This window comes from Streptomyces milbemycinicus (assembly GCF_002154605.1).
Lineage (GTDB): Bacteria > Actinomycetota > Actinomycetes > Streptomycetales > Streptomycetaceae > Streptomyces > Streptomyces milbemycinicus.
Genome location: NZ_MUNE01000064.1, coordinates 1 through 13,785, shown reverse-complemented (window position 1 = coordinate 13,785; position 13,785 = coordinate 1). Strand labels below are relative to the sequence as shown.

13 protein-coding genes are annotated in these 13,785 nt (G+C 73.3%); 6 read left to right on the top strand and 7 right to left on the bottom strand.

Going from position 1 to position 13,785, the window contains the following annotated elements:
- On the bottom strand, positions 1-855 hold an 855-nt coding region (rfbH, locus tag CCN51_RS05965), incomplete at its 3' end, for a lipopolysaccharide biosynthesis protein RfbH (protein WP_086859327.1).
- Positions 856-918: 63 nt separating this feature from the next.
- Positions 919-1,992, bottom strand: coding sequence for an NAD-dependent epimerase/dehydratase family protein (locus CCN51_RS05960; RefSeq protein WP_014179440.1), 1,074 nt, complete (start codon positions 1,990-1,992; stop codon positions 919-921).
- A 101-nt stretch (positions 1,993-2,093) separates the two neighbouring features.
- Between CCN51_RS05960 and CCN51_RS05955 the strand changes: the two genes are divergently transcribed.
- The gene (locus CCN51_RS05955) at positions 2,094-2,759 is read left to right on the top strand and encodes a dTDP-4-dehydrorhamnose 3,5-epimerase family protein (RefSeq protein ID WP_014179439.1); all 666 of its coding nucleotides are present in this window, start codon (positions 2,094-2,096) and stop codon (positions 2,757-2,759) included.
- On the opposite strand, the gene CCN51_RS05950 is transcribed toward CCN51_RS05955, so the two are convergent.
- The 5 genes from CCN51_RS05950 to CCN51_RS05930 form a co-directional block, all read right to left on the bottom strand.
- Complete coding sequence (locus tag CCN51_RS05950; RefSeq protein ID WP_014179438.1) at positions 2,678-3,457, bottom strand: NAD-dependent epimerase/dehydratase family protein; 780 nt, start codon at positions 3,455-3,457, stop codon at positions 2,678-2,680. The genes CCN51_RS05955 and CCN51_RS05950 overlap by 82 nt on opposite strands.
- Before the next feature lie 81 nt (positions 3,458-3,538).
- Complete coding sequence (locus tag CCN51_RS59155) at positions 3,539-4,798, bottom strand: nucleotide disphospho-sugar-binding domain-containing protein (RefSeq protein WP_014179437.1); 1,260 nt, start codon at positions 4,796-4,798, stop codon at positions 3,539-3,541.
- Positions 4,798-6,555: an FAD-dependent oxidoreductase gene (locus CCN51_RS05940; protein ID WP_014179436.1), complete on the bottom strand. Its 1,758-nt coding sequence runs from the start codon at positions 6,553-6,555 to the stop codon at positions 4,798-4,800. The genes CCN51_RS59155 and CCN51_RS05940 overlap by 1 nt, the downstream gene beginning before the upstream one ends.
- The gene (gene rfbB / locus CCN51_RS05935; protein ID WP_014179435.1) at positions 6,552-7,520 is read right to left on the bottom strand and encodes a dTDP-glucose 4,6-dehydratase; all 969 of its coding nucleotides are present in this window, start codon (positions 7,518-7,520) and stop codon (positions 6,552-6,554) included. Before rfbB ends, CCN51_RS05940 begins: the two co-directional genes overlap by 4 nt.
- Positions 7,517-8,641, bottom strand: a complete 1,125-nt coding sequence (locus CCN51_RS05930; RefSeq protein WP_014179434.1) for a glucose-1-phosphate thymidylyltransferase — start codon at positions 8,639-8,641, stop codon at positions 7,517-7,519. The genes rfbB and CCN51_RS05930 overlap by 4 nt, the downstream gene beginning before the upstream one ends.
- Positions 8,642-8,827: 186 nt before the next feature.
- Between CCN51_RS05930 and CCN51_RS05925 the strand changes: the two genes are divergently transcribed.
- The 5 genes from CCN51_RS05925 to CCN51_RS05905 form a co-directional block, all read left to right on the top strand.
- Positions 8,828-9,856, top strand: a complete 1,029-nt coding sequence (locus CCN51_RS05925) for a ketoacyl-ACP synthase III family protein (protein ID WP_014179433.1) — start codon at positions 8,828-8,830, stop codon at positions 9,854-9,856.
- Positions 9,853-11,400: a class I adenylate-forming enzyme family protein gene (locus tag CCN51_RS05920; protein ID WP_043491485.1), complete on the top strand. Its 1,548-nt coding sequence runs from the start codon at positions 9,853-9,855 to the stop codon at positions 11,398-11,400. The genes CCN51_RS05925 and CCN51_RS05920 overlap by 4 nt, the downstream gene beginning before the upstream one ends.
- Before the next feature lie 24 nt (positions 11,401-11,424).
- Positions 11,425-11,736: a phosphopantetheine-binding protein gene (locus tag CCN51_RS05915; protein ID WP_055414013.1), complete on the top strand. Its 312-nt coding sequence runs from the start codon at positions 11,425-11,427 to the stop codon at positions 11,734-11,736.
- Positions 11,724-12,941 (top strand): nucleotide disphospho-sugar-binding domain-containing protein, encoded by a 1,218-nt coding sequence (locus CCN51_RS05910; RefSeq protein ID WP_014179430.1) that lies wholly within the window; start codon positions 11,724-11,726, stop codon positions 12,939-12,941. The genes CCN51_RS05915 and CCN51_RS05910 overlap by 13 nt, the downstream gene beginning before the upstream one ends.
- Positions 12,938-13,785 (top strand): MFS transporter (locus tag CCN51_RS05905; protein WP_143675732.1); only part of this gene is annotated, 848 nt, incomplete at its 3' end. The genes CCN51_RS05910 and CCN51_RS05905, both read left to right, overlap by 4 nt.

The following is a 13,785-nucleotide window of genomic DNA, read 5'->3' as shown; positions in this document are numbered from 1 at the left end:
GTGGGAGAAGATGTACTTGTGGTCGTAGCCCGCGGGCAGCGTCCCCATCTGGTAGTCGAAGCGCTTGAGACACTTGTTGGACTCGCCCGGCTCGCACCAGCAGTCCCGGCCCCAGTCCCGCAGCGACTCCACGATCCGCGCCAGCGCCAGGTTCGAGGTCAGCACACAGCCGCCCTCCCCCATCGTGATGTGGTGCGCGGGATAGAAGCTCACGGTGGTCAGATCGCCGAAGGTGCCGGTGAGCCGGCCGTCGTAGCGGGAGCCCACCGCATCGCAGTTGTCCTCGATGAGGAACAGCTCATGCTGCTCGGCGAGTTCGGCCAGCTCGGTCGCGGGGAACGGATTGCCCAGCGCATGGGCGACGGCGATGGCGCGGGTGCGCGGGCCGATGGCGGCGGCGACCCGCTCGGCGGTGGTGTTGTACGTGCCGAGGTCGACATCGACGAAGACCGGCACCAGGCCGTTCTGCAGGATCGGATTGACGGTGGTGGGGAACCCCGCCGCGACGGTGATCACCTCGTCGCCCGGCCGCAGCCGCCGGTCCTCCAGCTGCGGTGAGGTCAGCGCGGCGACGGCCAGCAGATTCGCGGAGGAGCCCGAGTTCGTCAGATGCGCCTTGCGCAGCCCCAGTTTGCGGGCGAACGCGGACTCGAACTTGCGCGAGCTGCGCCCCGCGGCGATCCGCATCTCCAGGGCCGCCTCCACCAGCGACACCCGGTCGTCCTCGTCGAGCACCGCGCCGGACGGCCAGATCTCGGTGACTCCGGGGACGAACGCCCGGCGGGGCTCCCGCTGCTCCCGCTCCTGGTGGTACTTGCGGACCTCATCGAGAACAAGCGCCCTGTGGTCGCTCATCGCCATGTCCTTCCTGCCTGTCCGTAACCGCTCACCGCTAGGGGACCAGCCACCGCTGTGCCGTCATCCGTTCCGTACGGACCGGACACTTCCGCCCCCGGCTCGAACCGCTCTCGACACCCGGTCGGGCGGCAGCCCCGCGGCGGTCAGCTGGTCCCGCAGCGAGCGGTCGGCGCGGTACCTCGGCCGCCAGCCCAGCAGCCGGCGCGCCGCGGAGATGTCAAGCAGCTGCCAGTCGGCGCCGCTCCCGGCCGGCCCCGGGCCTCCCGGGCCGCCCAGGCCGCCGCGGCTGCCAGGGCTCTCGGGGCTGCTGCCCGCCCGCTCCACCACCGGCGCCTCGGCCCCGCTGAGCTCGATCATCCGGTCGACCAGCGCACGCACCGGACTCGCCCGCCCCGAGCCGACGTTCACAATCCACGCACCGGTCCGCGCCACCCTCGGCGCGACCGCCGCGGCCAGTACGGCCTGCCCGACGTCCCTGATGTCCACGAAGTCCCGCCGCGCGGTCAGCGGGGCCAGCCGCAGCGCGCCCTCCGCCGACCGGCCGCGCGCCGTCTCGGCCAGGTGGTGGGCGACCGTGCCCAGCAGACTGGTGCGGGGCGCGCCGGGGCCGTAGACGTTGGCGATCCGCAGCACCGTCCCGTCCACCGCGCCACTGCGCGCCGCGCGCAGCATCGCCTCCGCTCCGAGCAGCTTCGTACGCCCGTACACGGACACCGGCGCGGGGGGCAGCCCCTCGGTGATCGCCATGCCCGGCGCCACCGGGCCGTACTCGTGGACCGTGCCCAGCTGGATCACCCGGGGCCGGTGCGCCAGCCCGGAGACCGCCTCCACCAGCCCGCGCACCAGCCCGGCGTTGGCCGCGCCCAGTTCCTCCTCGCCGCCGCCCCAGGCCAGGCCCGCGGCGTTGACGACGATGTCCGCCCCCGCCCCGGCCAGCACACCGGCGAGGCGCGCGGGCGAGGTGCCGGTCAGATCCAGGCAGATGTGGCGCCCGTCGGAGAGCCGGCCGGCCGCGGCGCGGGAGACGGTGAGCACCCGCGCGCCCTCCGCCTCGAACACCTCGCTGATGTGGCGCCCGAGCGAGCCGGTGCCCCCGAGTACGACGACCGACACCCCGGCAGCCTGCGACACCATCGGCGTCTCCTCACGGCAGTCGACATCATCTGACAGCGCCGCCATCGTCCTCGCCGGGACTCGAGTCCTCCTCGACCCGCACCGCCTACCGTCGGGCGACCATGGAGATCCATGAGACCGCCGTACCGGACGCCTACCGCATCGTGCCGCGCCACCACACCGATGCGCGGGGCAGCTTCTTCGAGTCGTACGCGTACGGGCAGCTGGCCCGGCAGACCGGCCATGTGTTCGTCCCCTTGCAGGTCAACTACTCGGTGTCGGCCCGCAATACGCTGCGCGGTGTGCACGGTGTGCGGCTGCCGCCCGGCCAGGCCAAGTTCGTGACGTGTGTGCGCGGGGCGCTGCTCGACGTCGTGGTGGACCTGCGTCTTGGCTCGCCCACCTTCGGCGCGTACGACACCAACATGCTCGACGCCGACCAGGGCACCGCGGTGTACGTCGCCGAGGGCTTGGGCCACGGCTTCGTGGCGCTCACCGACGACACCTGCATCAGCTATCTGTGCTCCACGCAGTACGTCCCCGGCACCCAGATCGACCTCCACCCGCTCGACCCCGCGCTCGGGCTGCCGTGGCACCTCGGGCTCACCGACGAACCCCTGATCTCGGAGAAGGACGCCCGCGCCCCGTCCCTGGCCGAGGCCGCCAACCAGGGACTGCTGGCCACCTACGACACCTGCCGCATCCACTACGAACGGCAGCTGCGCTCCGCCGACGCCGCCGAGCCCACCGCGCACGTCCTCGCGAAGGCGTCGAGGACCCGCCGGTAGTAGCCGGGACCGAAGCCCATGCGGGCCGTCTGGGGGACCAGGGCCCGCAACTTCTCGGTGCAGATGACGTGCTGGGCCCCGGCCTCCCGGTACTCCCGGTCGGCCACCAGGCCCAGCCGTCCCTCCAGGTGGTCGACGATCCGCTCCACCGGAACCGCCTCCCCGGAGGCCACATTGACCGTCTCGCCCCGCAGACCCTGGGCCAGCAGCAGGTCGATGACGCGGACCACGTCCACCACGTCGATCAGATCCCGCGCCGCCCCCTTGTGGATACGGACCCGGCCCTCCCGCATCTGCCGCACCAGCGCGGGCAGCAGCTGATGCGGCGGCTGCCCGGGGCCGACCAGATGGCCGAGGCGCAGCACCAGCCAGTCGGCCCCGGAGGCGTGCAACTGCCGCTCCAGGCCCAGCTTGTGCGCTCCGTACGGGGTGCAGGGGGCGATCGAGCTGTCCTCCCGCCCGGGGCCGTCCACCGCGCCGTACATCCCGGTGGCGGCGGTGGAGAAGAACAGCAACCGCCGCCCGGTGGCCCGGCAGCCGTGCGCCACCTCCCGCAGCAGCGCCGCCTCCCGCGCGAAGTCCGCGTCCGAGGTGCCGCTCGCCCAGGACACCCCGGCCGCGAAGACCACCGTGTCCGGGTGCTTATGGGCGATCGGCTCAAGGCTCCGGGCGAGGAACCCGTTTCCCACAATCTCCATGCCACGTCCTGAAGTCGAGAGTCGGTGCGGTGGGTGAGGGGCGTGCGGTAGGTGGGGGGTGGGATGCGGGTACGCGTGCGGTCAGCCGCGTACCAGCAGCGCGTCCGCGGCCAGGTCTTCCAGCCGGGACACCAGCGCCGAGGGGTGGGGGCCCGCCGCCATCTCCTCCTGGAGCCGGAGCGCCGTGGCCCGGTAGGACGGGTCGCCCAGCAGGGCCCGGGCGGCCGCGCGGATGGCCGGGACGTCCGCGATGGCATTGGGCAGGGCGATCCCCGCGCCGGCCTCCACGATCCGGGTGGCGATCGTCTCCTGGTCGAGGCCGCACGGCAGCATCAGATGCGGCACACCGGCGGCCAACCCGGTCATGGCGCAGCCCCCGCCGGCGTGGTGGACCACCAGATCGCAGGAGGGCAGCAGCAGATGGAGCGGGGTGTGCTCCAGCAGCCGCACCCCGGGCGGCAGGGTGCCGATCCGCTCCCGGTCGGCGCCGGTGACGGTGAGCAGCACCTCGACGTCCAGCTCGGCCAGCGCCTTCACCACCTTCGGCACGGCGAAGGAGCCGGGCCCGAAGGTGACGCTCACCGAGGTGCCCCACACCACGCAGACCCGGGGCCGCCCGAACGACGCGCCCGACTCGGGCAGCGCCTGCAGCCATGGCGGCATGGCCCCGGGCCCGTTGTAGGGCACATGGCGTACGGGGATGCGGTGGGCGGTCAGCGGCGGGGCGGCACCGGCCGGGCAGGGGTCGATCGCGTACTCGTAGGTCTCCCGCCGCAGCGCCCCGACCTCGTAACGCTGGAAGGCGCGGCTGGTGTCCAACGGCACCAGGGGCACCCCGCGCACCCGGTCGTCCGGCCCCACCGGGCCCCACAGATGGAGCAGCGCGGGCACCCCGAGCACCCGTCCGACCAGCGGTCCCTCCAGGCTCAGCAGGTCGTGCACCACGAGATGGGGCCGCCACCAGCGGCCGAAGGCCACCGCCGCGTCGGTGGAGCGGTGTGCCATGTCGATCAGCTGCTCATGGTGGTCGCGCAGCCAGGCGCCCGGTTCGAACTCCTCCAGTGAGGCGACCGGGTGGCCGGTGACCGGGTGCGGCGGAAGCTCACGGTAGGGCCAGCGCCCGCCCTGTGCGGCGGAGTAGTTGAGCAGCCGGGCCATGAACGCCAGGTCCGGCGCGTCGAGTACGGCGAGCGGGGTCAGCCCGGCCCGCCCGACGGGCTCCGCCTGGCTGGGCGCGCACACCACCCGTACCTCGTGTCCGGCCGCCTGGAGCGCCCAGCCCAGCGGCACCATGGAGAACCAGTGGCCGGGCCAGTTGGACACCACGAAGAGAACACGCATCAGCGCTCGCCTCCCCGCGCCTCGGGCCGCTGCCCGGCCGGCGGTGCCACCAGATGCAGCACCGGCCGCAGCCCCAGCGCCCCGAGCGCGTCGCGCGGGCGGTCCGAGGCCGTGCCGCGGGCCGCCGCATAGCCGTCCGGCCGGATCAGCAGCCAGCCGCCGGGCGCCGCGCGCAGATCGGCCCGCAGCCGCGCGCCCGGGTCGGCCAACGGGCCCGGCGCGCCCTCCACAGCGCCCTCAGGCATGACCGGCACGGCCGTCACGACCGTACGGACGCTCAGATAGCCCCCGTACGCCTCGGCGAGCGCGCACAGCGACGGGTACTGGTCCGGGGTGGCGAAGGCGAGCAGCGTCCAGCCGGGCCTGCCCAGTTCGGCGATCAGCTCCCGCCAACCGGGGCTCCGCTCCGCCCGCCGCGGCCCGACCGTGGCCACGCGGGTGCCCGCCGTCTCCCCCAGGACCGCGGGCCCGGACCGGTACACCAGGTCGAGCGCGGTCATGCCGCCCATGATCCGGCGCTGGATCCGGGCCTTGAGCGGCGGCAGCGCGCGGACCACGCCGAACGCGGTGCGCAGCAGCGACGCGGCGGTACGGCTCTTCAGCTGCACCAGGGCGGTGGCGAACCGCGTGGAGTGCAGCAGCCGTTCACCGACCGGCACCCGCTCCGCGCCGTAGGACTCCAGCAGCCGCGGGCCCGCCTCGCCGCGGATGACGGCGGCGAGCTTCCAGGCAAGGTTGACCGCGTCCTGGACACCGGTGTTCATGCCCTGCCCGGAGGCGGGGCTGTGCACATGGGCCGCGTCGCCCGCGACGAACACCCGCCCCGCGCCCATCCGCGGCACCATGCGCTGCTGGATGGAGAACACCGACACCCAGGTGGGGGTGGCCACCCGCGCCGGGCGGCCGGTGCCCGCCCGGATCTTGGCGGCGAACCGCCGCGCCACCGCCGCGTCCTGCGCCTCGCCGCCGTCGTACTCCACGTCCGTGGTGTCCAGCAGCCGCCACTTGCCGGGCTCCGGGAACGGCACCATCATCACGGTCCCGGCCGGGGTGCGCATCCAGTGGATGCTGTCGCGCGGCAGATCGCAGTCCACCTCCGCGTCCGCGATCAGCCAGGTCTCGCTGGAGTCGCCGAGCAGCGGCAGCCCGAGTTTCTTCCGTACCGTGCTGTGCCCGCCGTCGCAGCCCACCAGCCACCCGGTGCGCGCCTCCGCGACGCGGCCGTCCGGGTGGCACAGCCGGGCGCGTACGGCGGTGCCCAGATCCTCGAACCCGGTCAGCCGCACACCCCACTCCACCTCGACCCCGTGCCGGGCCGCGGCCCTGCGCAGCACCTCCTCGGTGATCACCTGGTCGACCATGAGGGTGAAGGGGAAACGGGTGGGCAGCCGGCTGTAGTCGGTGTCCAGGCGGATGAGGCGGCGGCCGTTCTGGTGCAGGGTGAAGTGCTCCACCCGCTGTCCGCGGGAGACCAGTTCGTCGGCCACGCCCATCTGGTCGTAGGTCTCCAGGGTGCGCGCATGGGTGGCCAGGGCGCGGCTGGTGGTGGCCGGGCCCGGGGCGCTGTCGACCAGGCGTACCCGCACGCCGTGCCGGGCCAGTTCATGCGCCATGGTGAGCCCCACGGGCCCGGCGCCGACCACGAGCACCTGGGTGTCGCCTTGGTCCCGCAGGGGTTCCCGCCGCGCTTCCTGCGGCTGCGGGCCTTCCCGCAGCCCCGGGGCGTCCCCCGGGAGGTGCTGCCGCGTCGGACTCATCCGCGCGTCACCTGCTTCCACCAGCCCGGGTTGTCGCGGTACCAGGCGACGGTGGCGGCCAGGCCGGTGTCGAACGGCACCCGCGGCGCATAGCCCAGCTCCTCACGGATCTTCGTCTCGTCCAGGGAGTAGCGCAGGTCGTGCCCCTTGCGGTCCGGGACATGGCGCACCATGCGCTCATCGGCGCCGCACAGCTCCAGCAGCCGCCGGGTCAGGGCGGCGTTGGTGTACTCGTTGCCCCCGCCCACGTTGTAGATCTCGCCCGCCCGGCCTCGGTTGAGCACCAGGTGGATGGCGCGGCAGTGGTCCTCGACGTGCAGCCACTCGCGCATGTTGGAGCCGTCGCCGTAGAGCGGGACCTCCTTGCCCTCCAGGAGGTTGGTGACGAACAGCGGTATGAGCTTTTCGGGGTGCTGGTACGGGCCGTAGTTGTTGGAACACCTGGTGATCGACACATCGAGGCCGTGGGTGCGCCAGCAGGCGCGGGCGATCAGGTCGGAGGCCGCCTTGGACGCCGCGTACGGGGTGTTGGGCGCGAGCGGCCACTCCTCGGTCCACGAGCCGTGCTCGATGGAGCCGTAGACCTCGTCGGTGGACACATGCACCACCCGGGGGACACGGGCGCGCAGACAGGCGTCGAGCAGGATCTGGGTGCCGCAGGCGTTGGTGGTCACGAAGTCGGCCGCGGCCTCCAGGGAGCGGTCCACATGCGACTCGGCGGCGAAGTGCACCACCGCGTCGTGGCCCGGCAGCACCTCGTGCAGCAGCGCGGCGTCGCAGATGTCGCCGCGTACGAAGGTCAGGCGCGGATCGGTGGCCGGGAGGCTGTCCCGGTGTCCGGCGTAGGTCAGCTTGTCCAGGACGGTGACCCGGGCGCCCGCGCAGCCGGGGTAGCCGTCGGCGAGCAGGGTGCGGACGTAGGTGGAGCCGATGAAGCCGGCGCCGCCGGTGACCAGGATCCTCACGCGGCCACCTCGATACGGGTGTGGTCGCCGACGACGAGCCGGTGGCGGCTCGTGGCGGTGTCGGCGGGGGTGCTCTCGGCCGTTTCGGGGTCCGTGTCCGGGGCCGTTTCCGGGGCCGGGACGGTGGCGATGGCCGCCGAGCGGCCGATGACCGAGCCGTACAGTCCGCGCACCCGCACGAGCGAGGCGCCGTCCAGCACGATCGAGTCGTCCAGCCGGGTGTCCCGCAGCACACAGTCGCTGCCGACCGAGGTGTACGGCCCCACATGGCTGTCCTCCACCAGCGTGCCCGCGCCGATGATCGCCGGTCCCTCGATCCGGGAGCGCACCACCCGGGCGCCGGACTCGACCACGACCGGGCCGGTGATCTCGCTGGCCTCGTCCACGTCCGCGGCCACCGAGCGGGTGAGGGTGCGCAGCAGCTCACGGTTGCAGTCCAGGACGTCCTCGACCTGGCCGGTGTCCTTCCAGTAGCCCGAGTACTCGCTCGCCCGTACCGTCTCGCCCCGGGCCACCAGCCACTGGATGGCGTCGGTGATCTCCAGCTCGCCACGGGCGCTCGGCGCGATCGCGGCGACGGCCTCGTGGACGGCGGGGGTGAAGAAATACACGCCGACCAGGGCCAGATCCGACCGCGGCCGGGCGGGCTTCTCGACCAGCCGCAGCACCGAGCCGTCCACCGCCACTTCGGCCACCCCGAACGCCTGCGGATCGGGGACCTTGTGCACCACCACCTGCGCCGCCGGCCGCCTGGCGCGGAACTCGGCCGCGATGTCCGCCACCCCGTCCGGGAGCATGTTGTCGCCGAGGTACATCACGAAGTCGTCGTCGCCCAGGAAGTCGCGGGCGATGGCGACACAATGGGCAAGACCCAGCGGCTCGTCCTGCGGGATGTAGGTGATCCGCACGCCGAGGTCCGAGCCGTCGCCCAGCGCCCCCGAGATCGCCCGGAGCTGATTGCCGACGACGATGCCGACGTCGGTGACGCCGAGGTCGCGGATCGCCGTCAGGACGTGTTCGAGAACCGGCTTGTTGGCGATGGGGATGAGCTGCTTGGGCATTGAATAGCTGAACGGGCGCAGGCGGGTCCCCGACCCGCCGGACAGCACGAGAGCCTTCATGTAAGTCCTCCTTAGCGGACAGCGCGAGCATGTGAGCGCCCGGTCGAGGACCCCTCGAAGACCGGTGAACCCCTGCCGCGGGTCCGCCATGTACCGGACCTCCAGTCCGGCTTGAGCCGCATTGCCGACCATCTCCCGCGTCCAGCACATCGAGTGCGGCGTCGGGCGTCGGAGGAGAGAGAGTCCATGCGCTGGGAGAACATCCACATCGCCGCGGTCGGCACCTGGCTTCCGGAGCCGGTGGCCGTCGAGGCCGCCGTACGGTCCGGGGAGCTGACCCCGGAGCGGTGCGAGGTCTTCGGCTACCGGTCGGTGCTCGTCGCCCCCGACGGGATCGCCCCGCCGGACATGGCCGTGCACGCCGCCGAGACGGCGCTCAAGCGCTCCGGTATCGCCCCGAAGGAGTTCGGGCTGCTGCTCCACGGCAGCCTGTGGTTCCAGGGCCTGGACGTCTGGCCGGTCGGCTCGTACATCGCCCAGCGCACGGTGGGGCGCACCGTCCCCGCGCTGGATGTGCAGCAGCGCTGCAACATCGGGGTCGGTGGCATCGAGCTGGCCGCGACCCACCTGGCCGCCGGGGCGCGTGGCTCCGCGGTGATGCTCACCACCGCGGACCGCTGGGACGGCGGGGTCAACCGGTGGTCCCTGCACGAGGACCATGTGTACGGGGACGGCGCCACCGCCATGGTCCTCTCCCGCCGGGGCGGATTCGCCCGGCTGCTGTCCACGGCGACCGTCGCCGACAACTCGCTGGAGCCGATGGCGCGCGGCGACGAGCCGTTCCACCCGGTGTCCCCGGCCGCCCACGCCCCGCTCGACCTGACCCGCCGGTCCCGCCAGTACAAGGCCGAACACGACGAGGACGAGGCCGCGCTGCGGCACGCCCGGGTGATGCTCCAGGCGAAGGTCAAGGCGCTGGCCGCCGCCCGTCTGCCCTCCTCCGCCCTGGCCAAGGTGGTCATCCCGGCGACCGGACGGCGCAAGGGCGAGTACCAGTTGCACCATCTGCTCGGCGTGGAGGAGCACCAGACCACCTGGGAGTACGGGCGCACCACGGGCCATATCGGCGGCGGGGACCTGGCCGCCGGCCTGGCCCATCTGGTGGAGACGGAGGCGGTCAGGACCGGTGATCGGGTGCTGCTGTTCGGCGGCGGTTCCGGGTTCACCTGCACCACCGCCCTGCTGGAGATCACCGAGGTCCCGCAGTGGACATGACCGCCGCCCCGAGCCCGCCCCGGGCCGCCTCCGGCACCGTCCACGCCCTGCTGGAGACCGCCGCGGCGACCTGGCCGAACGCCTGGGCGGTCCGGGACCGTACGGGCGCGTGGACATACCGCCAACTCGCCGGACATGCGGGGGCGTTCGCGGCCTGGCTGGACGAGCGGGGCGTACGGCGCGGCGAGCGGGTGCTGGTCCGGGTCGGCAGCCGGCGGGAGTTCGCCGCCATGCTGTTCGGCACGGTGCGCCACGGGGCCGTGTTCGTCCCGGTCAACCCGGCGATGCGGCCGTTCCATCTGACCACGGTGGCGGGCGACTGCGACCCCGCGCTCGTCATCGCCCGCGCCGACGACCCCGCGACGCTGCCCGGGCTGCGGGAGGTGACCGGCCGCCCCGTCCATGAACTGGACGCGGTGTGGCGAGGCATGGAAGCGCTGCGGCCGCCGCCGGACACCGCCACCGGCCGCGAGGGGGCGCCGGTGTCCCCCGACGACCTGGCGCTGCTCATCTACACCTCCGGCTCCACCGCCGCGCCCAAGGCCGTGATGTGCCCGCACACCGCCATCTGCTTCGCGGCCCGCGCCATCGCCTCCCGGCTCCGCTACCGCGCGGACGACGTCGTCCTCACCGCCCTCCCGCTCACCTTCGACTACGGCCTCTACCAGATCTTCCTGGCCGCCCTCGCGGGCGCCGAGGCCGTCCTGACCGAGCCGGACCACCACATCGGGCTGCTGGCCACGGTGCGCGAACACGGCGTCACCGTCGTCCCGGTGGTGCCCTCGCTCGCCGAGATACTGCTCCGGCTGGCCGGCCGGGAGCGCTCCGCCGCCGCCCCGCCCGTCCGGCTGTTCACCAACACCGGCGCGGCGCTCACCTCCCCGCTCATCGCGGGGCTGCGGCGGGCGTTCCCGGGCGCGGCAGTGGCGCCGATGTTCGGCATCACCGAGTGCAAACGGATCACCGTGCTCGAACCCGACGGCGACCTCGCCAAACCGGGCTCCGTCGGCACCGCCCTGCCGGGCACCGACGTGGCCGTCCTGGACGACGCGGGGCAGCCGCTGCCCGCCGGGCGCACCGGGCAGATCGCGGTCCGCGGCCCGCATGTCATGCGGGGCTACTGGCGGGCGCCGGAGCTCACCGCGGCCCGGTTCCGTACGGATCCGCTGACCGGCGAGGTCACCCTGCACACGGGCGACTTCGGCCACCTCGACGAGGACGGCCATCTCTACTTCCACGGGCGCCGCGACGACCTGTTCAAACGGCGCGGCGTACTGACCGGGGCGCTGGAGATCGAGGCGGCGGCGCTGGACATCGACGGGGTCACCGCCGCCGCCGTACTCCCGCCCGGCCCGGACGCGGACCTCACGCTCTTCGCCGTCACCGAACTGACGCCGGAGCGCGTACTCGGCTCACTCGGCGAACGGCTGGAGGGCTCCAAGGTCCCGGCCGACTGCCGGGTCCTCCCCGCGCTGCCGCTCACCCCGAACGGCAAGACGGACAAGCAGCGGCTGCGGCAGATGCTCGGCACGTCCCCTCGATAAGTGGAAAAGGAAGAGGTCATCGCCATGCACTCGGATCGTTCCGGCCGGTCCGGCCCCTGGGAGCAGCGCTTCGAGGACCTGGTCCTCGGTGTCCTTCCCCAGCACTCCCGCCACGCGCCGCTCGACCCCGCCCTCGATCTGAAGACGGCCGGGCTCGACTCCATGGCCACCGTCGAGCTCCTGGTCCGCCTGGAGGAGGCCTACGGCGTGGACTTCCCCGACGCCACGCTGAGCGGGGAGACCTTCGCCACCCCCGCCGCGCTGTGGCGGGTGCTCACCGCGCAGCGCGCGGACGACGCGGTCACCTCCGAGGGGGAGCCCACATGCGCGTCCTGATGACGACCACGCCCTCGCCGTCCCATCTCGCCCCGATGATCCCGCTCGCCTGGGCGCTGCGGGCCGCGGGCCACGAGGTGCTGGTGATGGGCCAGCCCGACATCCAGAAGACGGCCCACTCGGCCGGGCTGACCAGCGTCAGCGTCGGCGCCCCGTACTACGGCAACGACTCGGTGCTGCCGTATCTGCCACCGGGCATCCGGCCGCTGCAGGCCCTGGGCCGGAACAACAAGGAGGTCCTGCCGGGCGCCGCCAAGGTGTATGCCGCCCACGCCCGTTACATGGTCCGCGGCTATCTGGACGTGGCCCGCGACTGGCGGCCCGACCTGGTCGTGGGGGAGCAGTTCGACTACACCTCGCTGATGATCGGCGGCGCCCTGGGCGTGCCCGCCGTACACCACCGCTGGGGCGTCGACCCGCTGACCGGCCCGGCCCGGCCGATCGCCGCCATCTTCCTGGACGGGCTGTGCCGCCGTCTTGGCATGGACGGCCTGCCCGAGCCGCACGCCGTCCTCGACCCGTGCCCGCCCTCGCTCCAGGACCCGGACGCCGCGCCCGGCACACCGATCCGGTTCGTGCCGTTCAACGGCGTCGGCACCAGGCCCACTTGGGTCACCGAACCACGGGCCGGACGCCGCGTCTGCGTCACCCTGGGCCGGCAGACCCTGGTGACGAACGGGCTGCCGCTGCTGCGCCATGTGCTGGAGGCTTTCGAGACCGAGGCGCAGGACGGGGACGTCGAGGCCGTGGTGACCGTCGACCCCCGCTTCCGGGACCAGGTGGGCGCGGTGCCCCCCGCCGTACGGATCGTCGACCCCACCCCGCTGAATCTGTTCCTCCACACCTGTGACGCGGTCATCCACCACGGCGGCTGCGGCAGCGCGCTGACGGCGACCGCGGCCGGGCTGCCCCAGCTCGTGCTGCCCCAGCTCCTGGACCAGTTCACCGTCGGCGACGGACTGGCCGCCTCGGGCGCCGGGATCAGCCTGGACACCGCGGCGGCGCAGGACGACCCGGAGCGGGTGCGCGCCGCGGTGTCCGCCCTGCTCACGGACGAGGGACACCGCCGGGCCGCCGCCGAACTGGCGGATGAGGTACGGAGCATGCCCTCGCCCGCACAGGTCGCCGCCGACCTCGAACAGCTCGTCGCCACGGCCACCGACCGGGCCCAGGCCCCAGCCCCGGCCCTGGCCGCCGCGTCATGAGCACCGGGTCCGACAGGCCCACCATGTCCGAAGGGCAGATCCACCTCTTCTCGCTGGGTGCCCTGCTGACCATGCTGCTCTCGCTGCTCGACGAGAACATCGTGGCCACCGCCGCCTGGCCGATCGCCCAGGACCTGGATCCGGCCGGCGGCCTCGGCGCCATCCCCTGGCTGATCACCGCCTACGCGCTGGCCGCGACCGCGTCCCAGCCGCTGTACGGGAAGCTCAGCGATACGCTCGGCCCCCGGCGGGTCTACCTCTTCTCCGTCCTCGTCTTCCTCCTCGGCTCCGCGCTGTGCGGAACCGCCACCCACATGGGCGAGTTGATCGCCTACCGCGCCCTGCAGGGCCTGGGCGGCGGCGGGCTGATGAGCCTGACGCTGATCATCCTCGCCACCGTCTACCCGCCCCGGCAGGGCACCGGCGGCGGTGGCATGGGCATGGGCGGCGGTCTGGTGGCCCTCGGCATCCTCGCGGGTCCGCTGCTCGGGGGCTTTCTGACCGAGCATCTGTCCTGGCGCTGGATCTTCTACGTCAATCTGCCGCTGGGCGCCGTCTCCGTCGCCATCACCCTGGCCACCCTGCGGCTGCCGCACCGCGCCACCGGCCACCGCGTGGATGTGACGGGCGCGGCGCTGGTCACGGCGGGCGCCACTGGGCTGCTGCTGGTGGCCGAGTGGGGCGGCTCGCACTACGCCTGGTCCTCCGCGCCGATCCTCGCGCTGGGCGCGGGGAGCACCGCGCTGCTCATCGTGTTCTGCTGGTGGGAGACGCGGGTGGCGGAGCCGATCCTGCCGATGTCGCTCTTCCGCGATCCGGTGTTCCGGATCGCGGAAGAGCGACA